This window comes from Streptomyces sp. NPDC021225 (genome assembly GCF_044332865.1).
Taxonomy (GTDB): Bacteria; Actinomycetota; Actinomycetes; order Streptomycetales; family Streptomycetaceae; genus Streptomyces.
The window spans coordinates 177,141-202,109 of sequence record NZ_JBIRPV010000008.1; the positions used below are offsets into that span (position 1 = coordinate 177,141).

2 protein-coding genes and 1 pseudogene are annotated in these 24,969 nt (G+C 73.3%); all 3 read left to right on the forward strand.

Annotation, left to right across the window (positions count from 1 at the left end; translation table 11 throughout):
- Window positions 1-44: 44 nt before the first annotated feature.
- Entirely contained in the window at window positions 45-10,808 is a 10,764-nt protein-coding gene (locus tag ACH4S9_RS31715; RefSeq protein ID WP_398374975.1) for a type I polyketide synthase, read from the forward strand.
- 1 nt (window position 10,809) lies between these two features.
- The gene (locus tag ACH4S9_RS31720; RefSeq protein ID WP_398374977.1) at window positions 10,810-16,251 is read left to right on the forward strand and encodes a type I polyketide synthase; all 5,442 of its coding nucleotides are present in this window, start codon (window positions 10,810-10,812) and stop codon (window positions 16,249-16,251) included.
- A gap of 85 nt (window positions 16,252-16,336) precedes the next feature.
- Window positions 16,337-24,919: pseudogene (locus ACH4S9_RS31725) on the forward strand (type I polyketide synthase); the annotation flags it as partial.
- Between the last annotated feature and the right edge of the window lie 50 nt (window positions 24,920-24,969).

Sequence of the window (24,969 nt, forward strand, 5' to 3'; positions counted from 1 at the left end):
GTCGGCACCAGGTTCCGCGGCCATTGGGATTGAGAGAGATTCAGATGGAAAACGAAGACAAGCTCCGTTACTTTCTCAAGAGGGTGACCGCCGACCTTCATGAGACCCGGCAGCGCCTGCGGGACGCCGAGTCCGGGCGGCATGAGCCGGTCGCGATCGTGGGCATGGGATGCCGGTTCCCCGGTGGCGTGGACGGCCCCGAATCGCTGTGGGAGCTGCTGGCCGAGGGGCGGGACGCCATCTCGCCCTTCCCGGCCGACCGAGGCTGGGACACCGACGGGGTGTACGACCCGGAGCAGGGACAGCGAGGCACCTCCTACGTCCGGGAGGGCGGGTTCCTCACCGACGTGGGCGGCTTCGACCCCGCGTTCTTCGGGATCTCCCCACGCGAGGCGCTGGTGATGGACCCGCAGCAGCGGCTGCTGCTCGAAGTGTCCTGGGAGGCCCTGGAAAGAGCCCGCATCGACCCCCTGTCGCTGCGTGGCAGCCGCACCGGCGTGTTCGTCGGCAGCAACGGCCAGGGATACGGCCGGCTCGCGGCCCGCAGCGAGGGCGCCGTGGACTACATGACCACCGCCGCCACCTCCAGCGCGCTGTCCGGGCGGGTGTCGTATGTGCTGGGCCTCGAAGGCCCGGCGCTCACGGTGGACACCGCGTGTTCGTCGTCGCTGGTCTCGCTGCACCTGGCCGCGCAGGCGCTGCGCCAGGGCGAGTGCTCGATCGCCCTGGCCGGCGGGGCGACGGTGATGGCGGACCCCGGCCTGTTCATCGGGTTCAGCCGGCAGGGCGGGCTGGCCGCGGACGGCCGCTGCCGTACCTTCGCGGCCGGGGCGACCGGCACCGCGTGGGGCGAGGGCGCCGGGATGCTGGTGCTGGAGCGGCTGGCCGACGCCCGCGCCAACGGGCATCGCGTGCTCGCCGTGGTCAGCGGCAGCGCGGTGAACCAGGACGGCGCGTCGAACGGCCTGACCGCGCCCAACGGGCCCTCGCAGGAGCGGGCCATCCGTGCCGCCCTGGCGAGTGCGGGGCTGACCACCGACGATGTGGACGCGGTCGAGGCGCACGGCACCGCCACCCCGCTGGGCGACCCGATCGAGGCCGAGGCGCTGCTGGCCACGTACGGGCAGGGCCGCACCGCCGACCCGCTGTGGCTCGGCTCGGTCAAGTCCAACATGGGCCACACCCAGGCCGCCGCGGGGGTGGTCGGGGTCATGAAGATGGTGCTGGCCATCGAGCACGGACTGCTGCCGAAGACGCTGCACATCGACGAGCCGACGCCCGCCGTCGACTGGGCCGGCGGAGCGGTGTCGCTGCTGACGGACGCGCGGCCGTGGCCGCCGACCGGCCGGCCCCGCCGTGCGGGGGTGTCGTCCTTCGGGGTCAGCGGCACCAACGCCCACCTCATCGTCGAGCAGGCACCGGAGCCCGCGCCCGCTGAACCGCTCGGGTCCGGCGAGCCGTCCGTGTCCGCGGAGCCCCCGGTGGCCGCCACCGCTGCCCCGCCCGTGCTCGCCTGGCCGCTGTCGGCGCGCACCGGCCAGGCCCTGCGGGCACAGGCCGGCCGGCTGCTGGCACACCTGGACGCCCACCCCGAGACGGCCGCCGCCGACCTCGGACTGTCCCTGGCGACGACCCGGGCCGCCCTCCAGCACCGGGCGGCCGTGGTCGCCGCCGACCGGGACGGACTGCGCACCGCCCTCACCGCCCTCGCCGACGGCACACCCGCCCCCGGCGTGGTCCAGGACGTCGCGGGCGACGGCCACCTCGCCTTCCTGTTCACCGGGCAGGGCGCGCAGCGCGTCGGCATGGGTCTGGAACTCCACGGCAGCCACCCCGTGTTCGCCGAGGCGTGGGACGCCGTGGCCGCCGAGCTGGACAAGCATCTCGACCACCCCCTGAACAGCGTCGTACACGGGGCGGACCAGAGCCTTCTCGACCGGACCGCATACGCCCAAGCGGGCCTGTTCGCCCTCGAAGTGACGCTGTTCCGGCTGCTGGAGTCCTGGGGGGTGCGCCCCGACTACCTCGTGGGCCATTCGATCGGCGAGATCGCGGCGGCACACGTGGCGGGCGTGTTCGACCTTCCCGACGCCTGCGCACTGGTGGCCGCGCGCGGCCGGCTGATGCAGGCACTGCCCGAGAACGGGGCGATGCTGGCGGTGCGCGCCCGCGAGAACGAGGTGCTGCCGCTGCTGGACAAGCGGGTGGCGATCGCCGCCGTCAACGGGCCCGAGTCCGTGGTGGTCTCCGGTGACGCCGAGGCGGTCGACCGGCTCGCCGACCACTTCCGCGACCTGGGCCGCAAGACCAAGCGGCTCCAGGTCAGCCACGCCTTCCACTCCCCGCTGATGGAGCCGATGCTGGCCGAGTTCGAGAAGGTCGCCCGCGGCCTGTCGTATGCGCCACCGGCCATCACCGTGATCTCCGATGTCACCGGCGAGGCGGCGGGCGCCGAGCAACTCGGCGACCCCGCGTACTGGGTCTCCCATGTACGCCACACCGTGCGGTTCCACGACGCCGTCCGCTGGCTGGCCGACCGGGACGTCACCAGGTACGTCGAGCTGGGCCCGGACGGGACGCTCTCGGCGATGGCGCAGGAGGCCGTCGGCCGCGAGAACGCGCTCTGCGTCCCCCTGCTGCGCGAGGGCCGCCCCGAGCCGCGCACCCTGCTCACCGCCGTGGCCCGGCTCCATGTGAACGGCCTGTCACCCGACTGGGCCGCGGTCTTCGCCGGGTCCGGCGCACAACAAGTCGACCTGCCCACCTACGCCTTCCGACACGAGCGCTACTGGCTGGACCTGCCGCCCGAGGAGCCCGGAGCGGACAGGCTGGGGCTCACCCCGGCGCTACACCCGCTCCTCGGCGCCCAACTGGCCCTCGCCGACGGCGACGGCCACGTCTTCACATGCCACCTGTCGACACGCTCCACCCCCTGGCTGGCCGACCACGTGATCACGGGCTCGGTGCTGTTCCCGGGCACGGCCTTCGTCGAACTGGCCCTGCACGCCGGACACCAGGTCGGCTGCTCGCTGCTGGAAGAGCTCACCATCCAGGCGCCCGTACCGCTGCCCGAGGGCGGCGGCGTCCGGCTACAGATCCTGGTGAGCGGTCCGGACGAGACCGGCCGCAGGCCGCTGGCCGTGTACGCGCGCCCGGACGACGGGCCCGACGACGCGCCCCACGGCGCCGAGTGGATCCGGCACGCCGAGGGAACGCTCGCGCCGGGCGGGCAGGTCGTGACCGAACCGCTCACGGCGTGGCCACCGGCCGGCGCCGACCCCATCGACCTCGACGGCTACTACGACCGGCTCGCGGAATCCGGCTCCGACTACGGTCCGGCGTTCCGGGGCCTGCGCGCCGCGTGGCGCCTGGGCGACCAGGTGTTCGCCGATATCGAGCTGGACCAGGAACACCACGCCGCGGCCGAGTCCTTCGGGGTGCACCCGGCGCTGTTGGACGCCGCCCTGCACGCCGTGGGCGGGCTGCGCCAGAACCAGGGCCCGGGCGCCAGGCTCCCGTTCGCCTGGCAGAACGTGGCGCTGCACGCGGTCGGCGCGTCGGCGCTGCGGGTACGGCTGACCCCCAACGGCTCCGACGGCGTGTCGGTGCTGGCCGCCGACGCGACGGGCCAACCGGTCGCCACCATCGGTTCGCTGGTGCTGCGGCCCGCGTCCCCGGCGGACGGCGTGTCGCACCCCGCGCTCCGCGACGCGCTGTTCGGCGTCGACTGGCTGCCCGTGACCACCACACCCGTCGGCGCCGGTCAGACGCCGACCGCCGAGGGCTGGGCGGTGATCGGCCCGGAGGGAACCACGCTGGCCGGCGCCGCCGATACCCGCTACCCGACCCTGGCCGAACTCGCCGAGGCGGTCGACCGGGGAGCGCCGCCCCCCGAACACGTCGTCGTCGACCGCTCCACGCCGCCCGGCGACCTCGCCCTGCCGACGGCGGTGCGCGAGGCGCTGTACGACACGCTGGAGCTGGTCAAGGGGTGGCTCGCCGATGAACGGTTCACCGCCTCCCGGCTCGTGGTGGTCACCCGCGAGGCCGTCTCCGCCCTGCCCGACGAGGACATCCCGGCACCCGCGCTCGCCCCGGTGTGGGGTCTGCTGGCCTCGGCGCAGGCCGAACACCCGGGCCGGATCGTCCTGGCCGACCTGCCCGCCGCCGAGGACGGCCCGGCCGGCCTCGCCGCGCTCCGCGGCGCGCTCGCGTCCGGCGAACCCCGTATCGCCGTGCGCGGCGGCGAGCTCCACGCCGCACGGCTGACCCGGCTCGCCGCCCCGCGCGGGGCGGCGGCGCCCTGGGCCGATACCGCGGGCACCGTACTCATCACCGGCGGCACCGGCGGCCTCGGCAGCCTGGTGGCGCGCCACCTGGTGACCCGACACGGCGTGCGCCATCTGCTGCTGACGAGTCGGCGCGGCCTCGATGTGCCCGGCGCCACCAGGCTGCGTGACGAGCTGGCCGCCGAGGGCGCACAGGTCACCGTCGCCGCGTGCGACGTGTCCGACCGGGCCGCACTCGCGGACCTGCTCGACTCCGTACCCGCCGACCACCCCCTCACGGCCGTGGTGCACACGGCCGGAGTGCTCGACGACGCGACCATTGAATCGCTCACCCCGGAGCGGATGGACACCGTGCTGCGGCCCAAGGTCGACGCCGCCTGGAATCTGCACGAGCTCACCGGGGAGCTGTCCGCCTTCGTCCTCTTCTCCGCGGCCGCCGGCCTCCTCGGAGGACTCGGCCAGGGGAACTACGCGGCCGCCAACACCTTCCTCGACGCGCTCGCCCAGCACCGCAGGGCCCGCGGACTGCCCGCCGTCTCCCTCGCCTGGGGCGCCTGGGCGCCCCAGGACGGCATGACCGCCACCCTCACCGACACCGACCTCGACCGGATGAGCCGCCTCGGCACCCGGATGATCACCGCCGAGCAGGGGATGGCACTCCTCGACGCCGCGATGGCCACCGACCGCGCCGTGGTGGCGCCGTTCCGGCTCGACACCGCGATGCTGGAGCACCTGTCCGACGTCCCGCCGATCCTGCGCCATCTCGTACGGGGCCCGGCCCGCCGCGCGGCACACCGCGGCGCGCCCCAACCGACGGAGCTCGCGGCCCGGCTCGCCGGCGCGGCCGAGGGCGAACGGCCCCGCATCCTGGTCGAGCTGGTGCGCGGCCAGGTGGCCGCGGTCCTCGGATACGCGGCCACCTCCCAGATCGAGGAGGACCAGGCGTTCAAGGACCTCGGCTTCGACTCGCTCACCGCACTCGAACTGCGCAACGCCCTCAACGCGGCCACCGGGCTGCGGCTGTCCGCCACCCTCATCTTCGACTATCCGACGATCCGCGAGCTCGCCGGGCATCTGCACGACGAGCTGGTGGCGCCCGGCAGCGCGGTGCACACCGCCGGGGGCGCCGGGCCGCTGCGCACCGCCGCGCCCGCGGACGACGACCCGATCGCCATCGTCTCGATGAGCTGCCGCTATCCCGGCGGCGTACGGTCGCCAGCCGACCTGTGGGACCTCGTCACCGCGGACCGGGAAGGGATCTCCGGGTTCCCCGAGGACCGGGGCTGGGACCTGGAGTCCCTCTACGACCCAGACCCGGAACACCGGGGCACCACCTACACCCGGGAGGGCGGCTTCCTCGAGGACGCGGGCGCCTTCGACGCGGGCTTCTTCGGCATCTCGCCCCGCGAGGCCCTGGCCATGGACCCCCAGCAGCGGCTGCTGCTGGAAACCTCCTGGGAGGCACTGGAACGGGCCGGGCTCGACCCGGTGTCCCTGCGCGGCAGCGACACCGGTGTCTTCGCCGGGATCATGTACCACGACTACGCGAGCGGCGACGCCGATTTCCCCCCGGAATCCCTGGGTTTCCTCGGCACCGGATCCTCGGGGAGCGTGCTCTCCGGCCGGATCTCCTACACCTTCGGCTTCCAGGGACCGGCGCTGACGGTGGACACCGCCTGCTCCTCGTCGCTGGTCACCCTCCATCTGGCCGCCCAGGCGCTGCGGCAGGGCGAGTGCTCCATGGCGCTGGCCGGCGGCGTGACGGTGATGGCGGGCCCCGAGACCTTCCTCGACTTCGGAACGCAGGGCGGCCTGGCCGCCAACGGCCGGTGCAAGTCCTTCGCGGACGCGGCCGACGGGGTGAGCTGGGCCGAGGGGGTCGGCGTCCTGGTCCTGGAGCGGCTGTCCGACGCGCGCCGCAACGGCCACCCGGTGCTCGCCCTGGTCCGCGGCTCCGCCGTCAACCAGGACGGCGCGTCCAACGGCCTGACCGCGCCCAACGGCCCGGCCCAGCGGCGGGTCATCCGACAGGCCCTCGCGAGCGCCGGGCTGTCGCCCGCCGACATCGACGCCGTGGAAGGACACGGCACCGGCACCACCCTGGGCGACCCGATCGAGGCCCAGGCCCTGCTCGCCACCTACGGGCAGGGCCGCGCCCCCGACCGGCCGCTGCTGCTGGGCTCGATCAAGTCGAACATCGGCCACACCCAGGCGGCCGCCGGGGTGGCCGGGGTGGTCAAGATGGTGCAGGCGATGCACCACGGCCTGCTGCCGCGCACCCTGCACGTGGACCAGCCGTCCACCCATGTGGACTGGGCCGCCGGGGACGTGGCGCTGCTCACCGATCCCACGCCGTGGCCGGAGACCGGCGGACCGCGCCGCGCGGCGGTGTCGTCCTTCGGGATCAGCGGAACGAACGCACACGTCATCCTGGAACAGGCGCTGCCCGCACATGAGCCCGCACCACGCCATGACGCGGACGTGCGGCATGACGCGGCAGAGCGGCCGGACCCCGTTGTCGTACCGTGGCTGCTGTCGGCCAAGACACTGCAGGCGCTGCGGGCACAGGCCGCCGGGCTGCTGCCCCTCGTGGCCGGCTCGGCCGACCCGGGCCCGCGCGCACTGGACATCGGGTACGCGCTGGCGACCTCGCGCGCGGCGTTCGAACATCGCGCGGTGGTCCTCGCCGAGGATCCCGAGGAGGCCGTGCGGGCGCTGACCGCGCTGTCCCACGGCGAGACCGCGGCAGGACTGCTCGTGGGCGACACGCGCACGGGGGGCGCGACCGCGTTTCTCTTCGCCGGGCAGGGCTCCCAGCGGCTCGGGATGGGGCGGGAACTGGCCGACCGGTACCCGGCGTTCGCCACCGCGCTGGAACCGGTGCTCGACGAGCTGGACCGCCACCTTCCCCGGCCGCTCCGGGAAGTGCTGTGGGGCTCGGACGACCAGCTGCTCGATCGCACGGACTTCGCCCAGGCCGCGCTCTTCGCCGTCGAGGTGGCCCAGTTCCGGCTGGCGGAGTCGTGGGGGCTTCGACCGGACTACGTGGCGGGGCACTCGATCGGGGAGATCGCCGCCGCGCATGTGGCCGGTGTGCTGTCCCTCGCGGACGCCTGTGCCCTGGTGGCCGCGCGCGGCAGGCTGATGGCCGAACTGCCCTTCGGCGGCACGATGGTGGCTCTCCAGGCGGCAGAGGACGAGGTGTCCTCCCTGGTCAGCGATCGGGTGAGCATCGCCGCGGTCAACGGGCCCCGGTCGGTCGTGATGTCCGGAGACCAGGGCGTGGTCGAGGAGATCGCCGCGCGATTCGGCGCCGAGGGGCGCAGGACCCGCATGCTGCGGGTGTCGCACGCCTTCCACTCAGTGCTGATGGAGCCGATGCTCGCGGGGTTCCGGGCCGTTGCCGAGAGCCTGACGTACAACACGCCCACGATCCCGCTCGTCTCGAGTGTCACCGGCGCGGCCGCGGGCCCGGAGGACATGTGCTCCGCCGAGTACTGGGTGCGGCATGTCCGGGCCACCGTACGGTTCGCCGACACCGTCCGCTTCCTGGCGGACCAGGGCGTCTCGCGCTTCGTGGAGCTGGGCCCGGACGGGTCGCTGAGCGGGGTGGCCCAGGAGTCGGTGACCTCCGATACGGCGGTGTTCGTCCCCCTCGTACGCAAGGACCGGCCGGAGCCCGCCGCGGCGCTCACCGCGCTCGGCCGTCTGCATGTCCACGGCACACCGGTGGACTGGACCGCCTTCTTCGCGGACAGCGGCGCCCGGCGGATCGACCTCCCCACCTATCCGTTCCAGCACGAGCGCTACTGGGCCAAGAGGCGCGGCGGCGCGGCCAACCCGGTGGCGTTGGGGTTGGGTGGGGTGGGGCATCCGGTGTTGGGTGCGGTGGTGGTGTGTGCGGGTTCGGGTGGTGTGGTGTTGACGGGTCGGTTGTCTCGGGAGGGGCAGCGGTGGGTGGTTGATCATGATGTGTTGGGTTCGGTGTTGTTGCCTGGTACGGGGTTTGTGGAGTTGGTGGTGCGGGCTGGGGATGAGGTGGGTTGTGGGGTGGTGGAGGAGTTGTTGTTGGGGGCTCCGTTGGTGGTGCCGGAGCGGGGTGGGGTGCAGGTGCAGGTGGTGGTGGGTGATGAGGGGGATGGTGGTCGGCGTTCGGTGCGGGTGTTTTCGCGGGTGGGTGAGGGTGAGGAGTGGGTGATGCATGCGGAGGGGACGGTGGCTCCTGGCTCGCTGTCACCGGCCGCCGACCTCACACAATGGCCGCCCGCCGGCGCGGTCGAGGCCGATGTGGCGGGCGCGTACGACCGGCTCCGGGACCTCGGCTTCCACTACGGCCCGGTGTTCCGGGGGTTGCGGGCGGCGTGGCGGCGTGGTGACGAGATCTTTGCGGAGGTGGCGTTGGAGGAAGGGGCTCATGCGGACGCGCGCCGTTTTGGTCTGCACCCCGCGCTCCTGGACGCCGCCATGCACGCACCCATGGTGCTCGCCGACCGAAGTGGCAGCAGCGACGGCACACACCTGCCCTTCGTGTGGAATCGGGTGGCGTTGCATGCGTCGGGTGCGACGCGGTTGCGGGTGCGGTTGACGCATCCGGTGAAGGATGGCTTGGGGCTGGAGGTGGCTGATGAGGGTGGTCGGCCGGTGTTGTCGGTGGGGTCGATGGTGAGTCGTCCGGTGACGGCCGAGCGGTTGGGTTCGATGGCTGGTGGTGGTGGGTTGTTGGAGGTGGAGTGGCGTCCGGTGGGGGCGGAGCCGGGTGATGAGGTGGCCGAGGGCGAGGTGGTGGTGCTGGATTGTGGTGCCGACGTGGGGGATGAGGACGTGCCGTTGGTGGTGCGGTCGGTGGTGGATCGGGTGTTGGGTGCGGTGCGGGGTGTGTTGACGGGCGGTGGGCGGTTGGTGGTGGTGACGCGGGGTGGGGTTGCGGTGACGTCGGGGGAGTGTGTGGAGGTGTCGCAGGCTCCGGTGTGGGGGTTGGTGCGTGCGGCGGAGGCTGAGAATCCGGGGCGTTTTGTGCTGCTGGATGCGGCGGAGGACCAGGATGTGGCGGGGGTGTTGCCGTCGGTGTTGGGGTGCGGTGAGCCGGAGGTCGCCTGGCGCGAGGGCACGGCGCTGGTGCCTCGGTTCAGGCGTCGGGAGGCGGCGGAAGCAGGCGTGCCGTCGTTCGGCGACGCTGAGGGGACGGTGTTGGTGACGGGTGGTACCGGTGGGATCGGTGCGGTGGTGGCTCGTCATCTGGTGGTGGAGCACGGTGTGCGGCAGCTGTTGCTGGTTTCGCGCCGGGGGTTGGCGGCGGAGGGTGCGGAGGCGCTGCGGGATGAGCTGGTGGAGTTGGGTGCGTCGGTCACCGTGGCGGGCTGTGACGTCGCGGACCGGGCGGCGGTCGAGGAGCTGCTGGCCTCCGTCCCCTCCGGGCATCCGCTGACCGTCGTGGTCCATGCGGCGGGTGTCGGCGACAGCGGTCTGGTCGGGTCGTTGACGCCGGAGCAGTGGGACATGGTGTTGCGGCCGAAGGCGGACGGGGCGTGGCATCTGCATGAGCTGACGCGGGGTCTGCCGCTCTCGGCGTTTGTGATGTTCTCGTCGATCGGTGGTTCGGTGGCGGCGGCGGGTCAGGCGAACTACGCGGCCGCGAACGTGTTCCTCGACGCGCTTGCCCAGCACCGCCGGGCGGAGGGCCTGCCCGCCACCTCGGTGGCCTTCGGCCTGTGGTCCGGCGCGGGTGCCGGGCAGGCACTCAGTGAGGTGGACATCGCCCGGCTGCGGCGTCAGGGTCTGCCGCCGCTGTCGGTCGCGGAGGGGCTGCGGGCGTTCGATACCGCGCTTGCCTCCGGTGCGGCGGCCGTGACGGCCGTACGTGTGGACACCGCCGCCCTGCGGACCCGCAAGGGTGAGATCCCGGCGTTGTTGCGCGGGTTGGTCCCGGTGTCGCGCAGGCTGAGCCGGGAGGCCGCGGGCGGCGGCGACGCCGAAGGCCTCAAGCGACAGCTGGCCGGGCTGGACGCACCGGAGCGGGCGCGCGTGCTGACCGACATGGTGCGTGGCCACGTCGCCATGGTGCTCGGACACGGGTCCGCCGAGATGATCGAGCCGGACCGCGGCTTCGGTGAACTCGGGTTCGACTCGCTGACCGCCGTGGAGCTGCGCAATCAGCTCAACGCCGCGACCGGACTCCGGCTCCCCGCCACCTTGATCTTCGACTACCCCACCGCACAGGACGTCGCCGCGTTCGTGGGCTCGGAGCTCGTACCCGAGACGGCCGACACCGACGGTGCGGGACACGAGGAGCGGGTGCGCCGCGTACTGAACGGCATCCCGCTCAGCAGGCTGCGCGACGCCGGCCTGCTGGAGACCCTGCTGGAACTCGGCGGAGCCCCCGCCGCGCCGCGGGACGGGGCCGAGGACGCGGAGCGGTCCGACCAGCCCGACTCGATCGACGCGATGGACAAGAACGATCTGATCGACATGGCGTTCAACAGCCTTGGCCTTGAGGGTGCCACCTGGGAAGAGGGTAACTGACATGACCGACTCCGATGAGAAGCTGGTCAGTGCGCTTCGCCTGTCGCTGAAGGAGAACGAGCGGCTGCGGGTGCAGAACGCCAAGCTTTCCGGCGCGACGCGGGAGCCCGTGGCCATCGTGGCGATGAGCTGCCGCTACCCCGGCGGCATCACCTCACCCGAGGAGCTGTGGCAGCTGGTGGCCGACGGCGTCGACGCGGTGTCGGACTTCCCGGACGACCGCGGCTGGGACATCGACGGCGGCTATGACCCGGAACCGGGCAAGGCAGGGAAGTTCTACGCCCGTGAGGGCGGCTTTCTGCACGACGGCGGGGAGTTCGACCCGGGCCCGTTCGGTATCAGCCCGGTCGAGGCCCTGCACATGGACCCGCAGCAGCGGCTGCTGCTGGAGTGCTCCTGGGAAGCGCTCGAGCGCGCCGGTATCGATCCGCTGTCCCTGAAAGGCGGCACCACCGGGGTGTTCACCGGTGCCATGCACCACGACTACGCACTCGGCCAAGCCGTCAGCACCACCTCGGGGGGCAGCCTGCTCAGCGGCGGGATCTCCTACACGCTCGGTCTCGAGGGTCCCTCCGTCACGATCGACACCGCGTGTTCGTCCTCGCTCGCCGCCGTCCACCTGGCCTGTCAGGCGCTGCGCCGGGAGGAGTGCGGTCTCGCGCTCGTCGGTGGCGTCACGGTGATGGCGACCCCCCAGCTCTTCATGGTCTTCTCCCAGCAGCGTGGACTGTCGCCCGACGGCCGCTGCAAGTCCTTCTCGGACGCCGCCGACGGCACCGGCTGGAGCGAGGGCGCGGGAATGCTGCTCCTGGAGCGGCTGTCCGACGCGCGCCGCAACGGCCACCCGGTGCTCGCCGTGATCCGCGGCAGCGCCGTCAACCAGGACGGCCGCAGCAGCGGACAGACCGCGCCGAACGGCCCGGCGCAGCAGCGGCTGATCCGCCAGACCCTGGCGAACGCGGGCCTGTCCGCCGCCGACGTCGACGCGGTGGAGGCACACGGCACCGGCACGACACTGGGCGATCCGATCGAGGCCCAGGCCCTGCTCGCGACGTATGGGCGGGACCGGGAAGGCCAACACCCGCTGTGGCTGGGGTCCATCAAGTCGAACATCGGGCACTCCCAGGCGGCCGCCGGGGTCGCCGGGGTGATCAAAATGGTCATGGCCATGCGCCACGGAACGCTGCCCCGAACGCTGCATGTGGACGCGCCCTCCACGCAGGTCGACTGGTCGGCCGGGGATGTGAGGCTGCTGACCGAGCCGGTGGTCTGGCCGGAGACGGGACATCTGCGCCGCGCGGGTGTCTCCGCGTTCGGCGCGAGCGGCACCAATGTGCATGTGATCCTGGAGCAGAGCCCGCCCGCGGAGGAACACGTAAGCCCCCGTCCGGAGCGGCCTGTGGCGGTGCCCTGGGTGCTCTCCGGCAAGACACCGGACGCGCTGCGCGCCCAGGCCGCCCGGCTGCTGGCCACCGTGTCGGGGAGCGACGGGCCCGCCCCCGCCGATGTCGGGCTTTCGCTGGCCACCGGCCGGACCAGGTTCGAGCACCGCGCCGCCGTGGTCGGCCGGGACCGGGAGGAGTTCGTACAGGGGCTCGGCGCACTGGCCGCCGGCGCACCCGCCACCGGGCTGGTGGCCGGGGCCGCCCGCGAGGCACCGAGGGTCGTGTTCGTGTTCCCGGGCCAGGGCGCGCAGTGGACCGGCATGGCGAAGGATCTGCTGGAGACCTCCGCCGTCTTCCAACAGACGATGCTCGCGTGCGAGAAGGCACTCTCCACGGTCGTGGACTGGTCGTTGCCGGAAGTCCTGGACGATCAGGACGCGCTCGACCGGGTGGACGTGGTGCAGCCGGCGTTGTGGGCCGTGATGGTGTCGCTGGCCGCGGTGTGGCGCTCCTGTGGTGTCGAGCCGGGCGCGGTGGTGGGCCACTCCCAGGGCGAGATCGCCGCCGCCTGTGTGGCGGGCGCGCTGTCACTCGAGGACGGCGCGCGGGTGGTGGCCCTGCGCAGCAGGATCATCGCCGAGGAACTGGCCGGACAGGGGCGGATGATGTCGGTTCCCCTGTCGCTGGACGAGGTCGAGCGGCGACTCGCGGATTCGGCCGCCGACTCCGCGGACGCCGTGTCGATCGCGGCGGCGAACGGACCGTCGTCCGTGGTGGTCTCCGGCGAGAGCGGGGCGGTCGAGGAGCTGCACGCGGCCCTGGTGGAGGACGGTGTCCGCGCCCGGCTCATCGAGGTGGACTACGCCTCGCACTCCGCACAGGTGGAACAGATCGCCGGCCGGCTCGCCGAGGCCCTCGCACCGATCCGCCCCCGGTCCTCGGACATCCCCTTCTACTCCACCGTGGACGACGGATGGCAGGACACGGCCGGGCTGGACGCCGGGTACTGGTACCGCAATCTGCGCCGGCCGGTGCGGTTCGAACCCGCGGTGCGGGCCTTGCTGGACAACGGGTTCCGCGGCTTCGTCGAGATCAGCGCCCACCCGGTGCTCACGGTCGGAGTGCAGGAGTCGATCGACCGCGCCGAGGTACGAGCGGTGGCCACCGGCTCGCTGCGCCGCGACGCGGGCGGCTGGGACCGGATGGTGCTTTCGCTGGCCACCGCGCATATGGGCGGGGTGGCCGTGGACTGGCCGGCCGTGTTCGCGGACACCGGTGCGCGCCGCGTGGACCTGCCCACCTACGCCTTCCAGCGGCAGCGGTACTGGCTCGACAGCGAGACCGGTTCCGGCGATCCGGTGGCGTTGGGGTTGGGTGGGGTGGGGCATCCGGTGTTGGGTGCGGTGGTGGTGTGTGCGGGTTCGGGTGGTGTGGTGTTGACGGGTCGGTTGTCTCGGGAGGGGCAGCGGTGGGTGGTTGATCATGATGTGTTGGGTTCGGTGTTGTTGCCTGGTACGGGGTTTGTGGAGTTGGTGGTGCGGGCTGGGGATGAGGTGGGTTGTGGGGTGGTGGAGGAGTTGTTGTTGGGGGCTCCGTTGGTGGTGCCGGAGCGGGGTGGGGTGCAGGTGCAGGTGGTGGTGGGTGATGAGGGGGACGGGGGTCGGCGTTCGGTGCGGGTGTTTTCGCGGGTGGGTGAGGGTGAGGAGTGGGTGATGCATGCGGAGGGGACGGTGGCTCCTGGGTCGCTGTCACCGGCCGCCGACCTCACACAATGGCCGCCCGCCGAAGCCACCGAGCTGGACGTCGAGGGTGTCTACGACTTCCTCGACGGCGCCGGCTACCACTACGGCCCGGCGTTCCGGGGGTTGCGGGCGGCGTGGCGGCGTGGGGACGAGATCTTTGCCGAGGTGGCGTTGGAAGAGGGGGCTCATGCGGACGCGCGCCGCTTTGGTCTGCACCCCGCCCTCCTGGACGCCGCCATGCACGCGAACAGTCTCGCCGCGGCGACGGGTGAGGACGGCGCGGCCGTGGGCGGCGGCGAGGGAGCCGGTGGGGTGCTGCTCCCGTTCGTATGGAATCGGGTGGCGTTGCATGCGTCGGGTGCGACGCGGTTGCGGGTGCGGTTGACGCATCCGGTGAAGGATGGCTTGGGGTTGGAGGTGGCTGATGAGGGTGGTCGGCCGGTGTTGTCGGTGGGGTCGATGGTGAGTCGTCCGGTGACGGCCGAGCGGTTGGGTTCGGCGGCTGGTGGTGGTGGGTTGTTGGAGGTGGAGTGGCGTCCGGTTGCGGTGGAACCGGGTGGCGAGGTGACGTGGGTCGGCTGGGATGCGGTGGCTGAGGACGCCGAGGGTGCCGGCGGGGTGGTGGTGCTGGACTGTGGTGGTCCGGTGCAGGGTGGGGTGCCGTTGGTGGTGCGGTCGGTGGTGGACCGGGTGTTGGGTGCGGTGCGGGGTGTGTTGGCGGGTGGTGGGCGGTTGGTGGTGGTGACGCGGGGTGGGGTTGCGGTGTCGTCGGGGGAGTGTGTGGAGGTGTCGCAGGCTCCGGTGTGGGGGTTGGTGCGTGCGGCGGAGGCGGAGAATCCGGGGCGTTTTGTGCTGCTGGATGTGGCACAGGACCAGGATGTGGCGGGGGTGTTGCCGTCGGTGTTGGGGTGCGGTGAGCCGGAGGTCGCCTGGCGCGAGGGCGAGGTGTTGGTTCCCCGGCTGAGGCGTATGGAGCCGGTCGAGGAGCCGGGCCTCGCACCTTTGGACGGCGAGGGAACGGTGTTGGTGACGGGCGGTACCGGTGGGATCGGTGCGGTGGTGGCCCGTCATCTGGTGGTGGAGCACGGTGTGCGGCAGCTGTTGCTGGTTTCGCGCCGGGGGTTGGCGGCGGAGGGTGCGGAGGCGCTGCGGGATGAGCTGGTGGAGTTGGGTGCGTCGGTCACCGTGGCGGGCTGTGACGTCGCGGACCGGGCGGCGGTCGAGGAGCTGCTGGCCTCCGTCCCCTCCGGGCATCCGCTGACCGCCGTTATCCACGCGGCGGGTGTCGGCGACAGCGGCCTGGTGGGGTCGTTGACGCCGGAGCAGTGGGACATGGTGTTGCGGCCGAAGGCGGATGGAGCCTGGCATCTGCATGAGCTGACGCGGGGTCTGCCGTTGTCGGCGTTTGTGATGTTCTCGTCGATCGGTGGTTCGGTGGCGGCGGCGGGTCAGGCGAATTACGCGGCCGCGAATGTGTTCCTCGACGCGCTCGCCCAGCACCGCCGGGCGGAGGGCCTGCCCGCCACCTCGGTGGCCTTCGGCCTGTGGTCGGAGACCGGCATGGGCGTCATGCTGGGCGAGGTGGACCGTGCCCGGCTGCGGCGTCAGGGCCTGCTGCCGCTGTCGGCCGCGGAGGGGCTGCGGGCGTTCGACGCCGCGCTCGTCTCCGGTGCGGCGACCGTGACGGCCTCACCCGTGGACACCGCCGCCCTGCGGACCCGCAGGGGCGAGATCCCGGCGTTGTTGCGCGGGTTGGTCCCGATGTCGCGCAGGCTGAGCCGGGAGGCCGCGGGCGGCGGCGACGCCGAAGGACTCAAACGACGGCTCGCCGGACTCGGCCCCGAGGAGCGGCTGGACCTGCTGATCGACATGGTGCGCGGCCACGTCGCCGTCGTTCTGGGCCACGCGTCAGCTGACACGGTCGAGGCGGACCGCAACTTCAACGAGCTCGGGTTCGACTCGCTGACCGCCGTGGAGCTGCGCAATCAGCTCAACGCCGCGACCGGGCTCCGGCTCCCCGCCACCTTGATTTTCGACTACCCCACCGCCCAGGCCGCCGCGGGGTACCTGGCGGCGCAGCTGACCGACGACACCGACACCGCGGATCCGACCCTGACCGAGATCGACAGGCTGGAACAGCTGCTGTCTTCGGTGTCCGACGACGACCGACGCCGCGCCGTCACCGTGCGACTGCAATCCCTGCTGCTCAAGTGGACCGGTGGCGAACCCGATTCGGTCTCCGTGGAATCCCGGATCGGCTCGTCCTCGGCGGAAGAGATCTTCGCCTTCATCGACAACGAGCTCGACCTCCACTGAGCCGACGACCGGCGACCATCTGACCGAAGACGGGTGAAGGCTTCTTATGGACGACGAAAAGCTTCTCGAATATCTCCGGAAGGTGACGACGGACCTGCACCAGACCCGTCAGCGGGTGCTCGCGCTGGAGGCGGGAGAGCAGGAGCCGGTCGCGATCGTCGGGATGAGCTGCCGTTACCCGGGCGGGGTGATGTCGCCGGAGGATCTCTGGCGGTTGGTCGCCGAGGGCACCGATGCCATTTCGGCGTTTCCCACGGACCGCGGCCGGCCCTCCGGCTTCCCGGTGGGCCGGGGGTGGGACCTGTCCGAGCTGTACGATCCGGAGCCGGGCGTACCGGGCAAGTCGTATACGCGCTCGGGAGGTTTCCTCTACGACGCGGCCGACTTCGACCCCGGCTTCTTCGGGATCTCGCCTCGCGAAGCCCTGCGGATGGATCCGCAGCAGCGGCTGCTGCTGGAGACGTCGTGGGAGGCGGTCGAGCGGGCGGCGATCGACCCGGCCTCGCTGAAGGGCAGCCGGACCGGCGTCTTCATGGGGCTGATGTACCACGACTACGGCGTCGACGGGGCCTCGGGCTCCATCGCCTCCGGGCGGCTGTCCTACTTCTACGGGCTGGAGGGGCCCGCCGTCACCCTTGACACCGCGTGCTCGTCGTCGCTGGTCGCCCTGCACTGGGCAGCGCAGTCGCTGCGGACGGGCGAGTGCTCGCTGGCGCTGGCCGGCGGCGTCACGGTGATGTCCACCCCCGGGGTGATCATCGACTTCAGCGCCCAGCGGGGGCTGTCCGAGGACGGCCGGTGCAAGGCGTTCGCCGAGGCCGCGGACGGCACCGGCCTGTCGGAGGGCGTCGGCATCCTCGTACTGGAGCGGCTGTCCGACGCACAGCGCAACGGCCACCAGGTGCTGGCGGTCATACGCGGCTCCGCGGTGAACCAGGACGGGGCCTCCAACGGGCTCACGGCGCCCAACGGCCCGTCGCAGCAGCGCGTCATCCGGCAGGCCCTCGACAACGCCCGGCTGACGACATCGGACGTGGACGCGGTGGAGGCGCACGGCACCGGCACCACACTGGGCGACCCCATCGAGGCCCAGGCGATCCTCGCCACCTACGGCCAGGACCGGGACGCCGAGCGCCCGCTGTGGCTGGGGTCGATCAAGTCGAACATCGGACACTCCCAGGCCGCGGCGGGGGTGGCCGGCGTCATCAAGATGGTCATGGCGCTGCGGTGCGGCAGACTGCCCAGGACGCTGCACATCGACCGGCCGTCGTCACATGTGGACTGGTCGGCGGGGGCGGTGGAGCTGCTGACCGAGCCGGTCGAGTGGCCGGAGACCGGGCGTCCGCGTCGGGCGGGGATCTCGTCGTTCGGGATGAGCGGCACCAACGCGCATGTCATCGTCGAACAGGCGCCACCGGCCGAGCGGGAGCCGGACCCGGGCACCCATGTGCCCCGCGTCGTCCCGTGGCCGGTGTCGGCGAAGACCGAGGAGGCGCTGGACGGTCAGATCGAGCGCGTCACAGCGCTCATGGCGGACACCGGCCCCGACCCGCTGGACGTCGGCTTCTCGCTGGCGACGGGCCGGCCGGCGTTCGAGCACCGTGCCGTGCTGCTGGCCGGCCCGGACGGTGTGGCGCGGACGGCCCGGGGCGTGGCGCGGCCGGGCGGCGGGCTCGGCATGCTGTTCTCAGGCCAGGGCAGTCAGCGGGCGGGGACGGGCCGGGAGCTGTACGAGCGGTTCCCGGTGTTCGCGAAGGCCCTGGACGAGGTGTTCGGTCACCTCGACGCACACCTGGACCGTCCGTTGCGCCAGGTGATGTTCGCGCAGACCGGGTCGGCCGAGGCCGCGCTGCTGGACGAGACGGGATGGGCGCAGCCCGCGTTGTTCGCCCTGGAGGTGGCGCTGTTCCGGCTGGTGGAGTCGTGGGGCGTGCGCCCCGACCACCTGGCGGGACATTCGGTGGGCGAGGTGGCCGCCGCTCATGTGGCCGGTGTGCTGTCGCTGGAGGAGGCGTGCACGCTGGTGGCGGCGCGGGCGCGGCTGATGCAGGCGCTGCCGGCGGGCGGTGCGATGGTGTCGCTCCAGGCCACCGAGGACGAGGTGATCCCGTATCTGGGCGAGCGGGTGTCGATCGCGGCGCTGAACGGGCCCCGTTCGGTCGTCGTTTCCGGTGACGCTTCCGCCGTGTCGGAGGTCGCGGCGCGGTTCGCGAAGGACGGCCGTAAGACCAGACGACTGGCGGTCAGCCATGCGTTTCACTCCCTGCTGATGGAGCCCATGCTGGAGGAGTTCCGGCGGGTGGTGGCGGGGATGTCCTTCCAGGCGCCGCGCATCCCGCTCATCTCCAATGTCACCGGCGCGCCCGCGCAGGCGGAATCGGTGTGTTCGCCCGAGTACTGGGTGCGGCATGTGCGGGAGAGCGTTCGGTTCGCCGACGGGGTGGCCGCGATGGGCGCGGCGGGAGTGACCGCCTTCCTCGAAATCGGCCCCGACGGCGTGCTCTCCGCCATGGTGCAGGACAACCTGCCGGAGCGGTCCGGCGCCACGGTCGTGGTTCCGGCGCTCCGCGCGGGCCGGGACGAGGACACCGCCCTGCTCACCGCGGTGGCGCGGCTGCATGTCGCCGGGGTCGCGGTGGACTGGCCTGCGTTCTTCGCGAACACCGGGGCACGCCGGGCCGAGCTGCCCACCTACGCCTTCCAGCGCGAGCGCTTCTGGCCCGAGGCCGCCGGTGAGGAGGAAGCCGACACACGGAGCGCGACGCATGCGGACCCGGCCGACGCGGAGTTCTGGACCGCCGTGGAGCGCGAGGACGTCGAAGCCCTGGCGTCGAGCCTGCGCGTCGACGGCGCGGCGCTGACCCCCGTCGTCCCCGCGCTGTCGTCCTGGCGCCGACAGCGACGGGAGCGTTCGCTGGTCGACAGCTGGCGCTACCGGGTGGCGTGGACGCCACTGGCCGATACCGCGGTGGACGCCGCCTCCGGGATCTGGCTGGCGGTGGTACCCGCGGGGTGTGCCGAGGACGCGTGGGTGATCTCCGTCCTCGCCGCCCTCGGAACAGATGCTGTTGTCCTCGAAGCGAGCGAGGCGGACCGTACGGCCCTGGCCGGGCGGCTGGCCCGGTCGGCGACGGACGGGGCGCCCGTCGCGGGGGTGCTCTCCCTGCTCGCGCTGGACGAGTCGCCGCTCGCGGACCACCCCGCCGTGCCCGTCGGCCTGGCGCTGACCGTGGCCCTGACGCAGGCACTCGGCGACGCCGGGATCGAGGCGCCGCTGTGGTGTGTGACCCGGGGCGCGGTGTCGATCGGCCGTTCGGACCGGGTGGCCTGCCCCGTCCAGGCCCAGGTGTGGGGCTTCGGCCGGGTGGCCGCGCTGGAGCACCCGCGACGCTGGGGCGGCCTGGTCGACCTGCCCGAGGAGATCGACCCGCGGGCCGCCCGGCGGCTGGCCGGGGTGCTGGCCGCCGGGCCCGTCGGCGATGGTGACGGCGACGGGCCCGGCGAGGACCAGGTGGCGATCCGTGCGTCCGGCCTGTTCGGCCGCAGGCTGGCACCCGGCCGTACCGAGCGCGAGGAGCCGGGCTTCTCTGTGACGGGAACCGTGCTGGTGACCGGCGGCACCGGGGCGCTGGGCGCGGAAGTGGCGCGCTGGCTGGCCCGCAGCGGGGCCGAGCGTCTGGTGCTGACGAGCCGTCGCGGGGCGGACGCGCCGGGCGCGGCCCGGCTGGCGGCGGAGCTGGAGGAGGCGGGCTGCCAGGTCTCGGTCGTGGCCTGCGATGTGGCGGACCGCCCGGCGCTTGCCGCCGTGTTGGCCGACATCCCCGCCGACACCCCGCTGACCGGTGTCGTCCACACGGCCGGTGTCGGCAGGTCGGTCCCGGTGGCGGAGACGGTCCCCGCGGATGTGGCCGACATCCTGTCCGCCAAGGTGGCGGGCGCCGCCAACCTCGACGCGCTGCTCGGCGACCGGCCCCTGGATCTGTTCGTGCTGTTCTCCTCCATCGCCGGGGTATGGGGGAGCGGTGGGCAGAGCGCGTACGGGGCGGCCAATGCGTACCTGGACGCCCTGGCCGAGGCCAGGCGGGCTCGCGGCGCCACCGCCACCTCGGTGGCCTGGGGCGCCTGGGCCGGGGCCGGAATGGCCACCGAGGACGCGATGTCCGAGTATCTGCTGCGCCGCGGGCTCGGCCTTCTCGCGCCCGACCTGGCCATCAGCGCGCTGCGGGACGCGGTGACCGGGCAGGACGCGGCCGTGACCGTGGCCGATGTCGACTGGGAGCGCTTCGCCCCCTCCTTCCTGTCGGCCCGGCCCAGCCCCCTGCTGTCCGGTCTGCCCGAGGTCCGGGGCGTCGTCGAACGGGCCCTGGCGGCGCGGCAGGGGGAGCGGTCGGCCGTCGCCGCGTTCCGGGAGGAGTTGGAGAGCCTGCCGGACGCCGGGCGCACCGAGTTGCTGCTCGGCCTGGTCCGCGATCAGGCCGCGGCCGTGCTGGGACACGCCGACGCGGACGCGATCGGCGCCGACCGCGCCTTCCGGGAGCTCGGGTTCGACTCCTTGACCGCGGTGGAGCTGCGCAACGTGCTGGACGCCGTCACCGGCCTGAGCCTGCCGTCCACCCTCGTCTTCGACTACCCCACTCCGCTCGTCCTCACGGACCACCTGCTCGCCGAGCTGTTCGGCGGCGAGGAGGAGACGTCCGCGCCCGCGGGCCACCATCGCGCGGACCCCCGCGACACGGCCGACGACCCGATCGTGGTCGTGGGCATGGGCTGCCGCTACCCCGGGGACGTCGCCTCGCCGGAGGACCTGTGGCGGCTGGTGGCCGACGGCCGGGACGCGCTGTCCCCGTTCCCCGCGGACCGCGGGTGGCCCCTGGAGGGGGACCATGTGCGGGAGGGCGGATTCCTCACCGGCGCGGGCCACTTCGACGCGGGCTTCTTCGGCATTTCCCCGCGCGAGGCGCTGGCCACCGATCCGCAGCAGCGCCTGCTGCTGGAAGTCGCCTGGGAGGCCCTGGAGCGGGCGGGCATCGACCCTGCCGGTCTGCGCGGCAGCGACACCGGCGTGTTCATCGGCGCCGCCGGGAGCGGCTACACCCCGCCCCCGGAGCTTCAGGGCCGCTATCTCACGGGCGAGGCCACCAGCGTGATCTCCGGCCGGCTGTCGTACACCCTCGGCCTGGAAGGCCCCGCGGTGACGGTGGACACGGCCTGCTCGGCCTCGCTGGTGGCACTGCACTGGGCCGCGCGGGCGCTGCGCTCGGGCGAGTGTTCCCTGGCCCTGGCCGGTGGCGTGGCGGTGATGGCCAACCCCGGGCCGTTCCTGGCCTTCAACGCGCAGGGCGGGCTGGCCGCCGACGGCCGCTGCAAGGCGTTCTCGGAGTCCGCGGACGGCACCGGCTGGGCCGAGGGGGCGGGGCTGATCGCCCTGGAGCGGCTGTCGGACGCCCGGCGCAACGGGCATGAGGTGGTGGCCGTTCTGCGCGGCTCGGCCGTCAACCAGGACGGCGCGTCGAACGGCCTGACGGCGCCGAACGGCCCGTCCCAGCAGCGGGTGATCCGCCAGGCGCTGGCCGACGCCGGGCTGTCGGCCGCGGATGTGGACGCCGTGGAGGGGCACGGCACGGGAACACCCCTGGGCGACCCGATCGAGGCCCAGGCCCTGCTCGCGACATATGGCCGCCGGCCCGCCGAGGCGCCGCCGGTGTGGCTGGGATCGGTCAAGTCCAACTTCGGCCACGCCCAGGCGGCCGCAGGCATCGCCGGGGTCATCAAGATGGCGATGGCGCTCCGGCACGGCATGCTGCCCAGGACCCTGCACGTGGACGCGCCGTCCTCGCACGTGGACTGGTCGACGGGGGCGGTGCGGCTGCTCACCGAACCGGTGCCCTGGCCGGGGGGCGACAGGTCCCGCAGGGCGGGCATCTCGTCGTTCGGGATCAGCGGCACCAACGCGCATGTGATCCTCGAAGAGGCCCCGGCACCGGCCCCGACCCTGGAGCGCGGACCCGGCGACGTCACCACGGCGTCCGACCGGCCGGCGCCCTGGTTCGTCTCCGGCGCCACCGAGGAGGCCCTGCGCGTCCAGACCGACCGGCTGTTGCGACACCTGGAACACCACCCCGGCCTCCGGCCGCTGGACGTGGCGTACTCGCTGGTGACGAGCCGCTCGGCGCTCGAACACCGCGTGGCCCTGCTGGCCACCGGCGACGGTGTGGCGGAGCTGGCCCGGGGCACGGCCCGCGGCGGCGGCAGGACCGCGTTCCTGTTCGCCGGCCAGGGCTCACAGCGGCCCGGCATGGGCCGGGAGCTGTACGACCGCTTCCCCGAGTTCGCGCGGGCCCTGGACGCGGTGTTCGCGCATCTGGACACCCTTCTGGACCGGCCGCTGCGGGAGGTGGTGTTCGCCGAGCCGGACACCCCCGAGGCGGCCGAGCTCGACCGGACCGCGTACACCCAGCCCGCCCTTTTCGCCCTCGAAGTCGCGCTGTTCCGGCTGCTGGAGTCCTGGGGTGTCACCCCGGACCAGGTGGCGGGCCACTCCATCGGCGAGATCGCGGCCGCCCATGCCGCGGGTGTGCTGTCCCTCGCCGACGCCTGCGCCCTGGTGGCCGCGCGTGGCCGGCTGATGCAGGCGCTGCCCACCGGCGGCGCGATGGTGTCGCTCCAGGCCACCGAGGAGGAGGTGATGCCCCTGCTGGCCGACCGCGCCGACCGCGTGTCCGTCGCCGCCGTCAACGGCCCGCGCTCGGTGGTGATCGCCGGAGCCGAGGACGTGGTGCTGGAACTCGCCGCGCGGTTCACCGCCGAGGGCCGCAAGACCCGGCGGCTGTCGGTCAGCCACGCCTTCCACTCGCCCCTCATGGAGCCGATGCTGGAGGAGTTCCGGCGGGTCGCCGAATCCCTCGACTACCAGGCCCCGCGGATCCCGCTCGTGTCCACCCTGACCGGCCACCCGGCCACGGCGGAGGAGCTGTGCTCGCCCGGCCACTGGGCGCGGCACGCACGGGAGGCCGTGCGGTTCGACGACGCCGTGCGCCGACTCGGCGATCAGGGGGTGGGCATCTTCGTCGAGATCGGTCCGGACGCGGTCCTGTCCGCGCTGGCCCGGGAGATCCTGGGCGAGCGGACCTCGGAGGCGGTCGTGGTGCCCGTCTGCCGCAAGGACCGCGGCGAGACGGCCACGGTCGTCGCGGCGCTGGCCGGGCTGCACGCCGCGGGCGCCGATGTGCGGTGGGAGGCGTACTTCCAGGGCACCGGCGCGCGCCGCGTGGAGCTGCCGACGTACGCCTTCCAGCGCGAGCGCTACTGGTCGGCGGCGCTCCCCGGGGCCCACGACGTCTCCGGTCTCGGCCTGACGGCCGCCCGGCACCCCCTGCTCGGCGCCGAGGTGGAACTCGCCGACTCGCAGGGCGTCCTCTTCACCGGCCGCCTGTCGGTGCGCACCCACCCGTGGCTGGCCGACCATGTGGTGGGCGGCACGGCGCTCTTCCCGGGCACCGGCTTCCTGGAGCTCGCCACCCGCGCGGGCGACCAGGTCGGCTGCTCCCGGGTCGAGGAGCTCACCCTGGCCGCACCGCTGGCCCTCGGGGAGCGGGACACGGCCGTCGTACAGCTGTGGGCGGGCGCACCCGACGCGTCGGGCCGCCGGGAGCTGAGCCTGTACTCGCGCCCTGCGGAGGCGCCCGACCAGCCGTGGACCCGGCACGCCACCGGCACTTTGGCCCCGGAGGAGCCGTACGCCGCCCCGGATGGCGGGCCGGACAGCGCGGCGTGGCCCCCGCCGGGCGCCGAGCCCGTCGAGGTGGACGGCTTCTACGAGCGCACCGCCGCGGAGGGATTCGGATACGGGCCGGTCTTCCAGGGGCTGCGGGCGGTGTGGCGGCGCGGCGACGAGGTGTTCGCGGAGGCCGCCCTGCCGGAGGAGGCGCAGGACGCGGCCTCGTTCGGACTGCATCCGGCGCTGCTGGACGCCGCCCTGCACGCGGTGTCCTTCGTGGACCTGGGGGCGGGCGGGGCCGGCCGGCTTCCGTTCTCCTGGAACGGAGTGTCGCTGCACGCCGGTGGCGCCTCCATACTGCGCGTCCGGCTCGCCGCGGTCGGCACCGACACGGTGGCGCTCACGGCGAACGATCCGGCCGGTGCTCCGGTGCTCTCGGTGGACTCACTGGTGCTGCGCCCGGTGTCCCCGGACGCGATGGCCGGGGGCGGCGACGCCGCGGTGGCACGCGACCTGTTCCGACTGGAGTGGGCTGCCGTCCCGCACGGCGAGGCCGCGGAGGGCGCCACGGGCGTCGTCGAGCTGACGGACGCCACGGCGGCGGGGCTCACGTCGCTCGAGCCGGTACCGGACGTGGTGTCGGTCGCGGTCGGCCCGTCCGGGCCCATGGATGTTGCCGAGGTCCACCGAGCCGTCGCGCAGGCCCTCGAACTGATCCAGGCCTGGCTGGCCGAGGACCGGTTCGCCGACTCCCGGCTGGTGTTCGTGAGCCGGGGCGCGGTCGCCGCCGACGACGGAGCACCCGTGGCGGACCTCGCCGCGGCCGCGGTGTGGGGGCTGGTGCGCTCGGCCCAGTCGGAGAACCCCGGCCGGTTCGTCCTGCTCGACCTCGGCGCGGCACACGGCACATCGGCGGAGGACCCTCGAACGCTCTCCGCCCACCTGCCCGTCCTGCTGGCGTCGGGCGAGCCGCAGGCCGTCGTGCGGGACGGCGTGCTGCG

Coding starts and splice junctions, on each gene's coding strand:
- ACH4S9_RS31720 (WP_398374977.1), top strand. CDS start 10,810: ATGACCGACTCCGATGAGAAGCTGGTCAGTGCGCTTCGCCTGTCGCTG.
- ACH4S9_RS31715 (WP_398374975.1), top strand. CDS start 45: ATGGAAAACGAAGACAAGCTCCGTTACTTTCTCAAGAGGGTGACCGCC.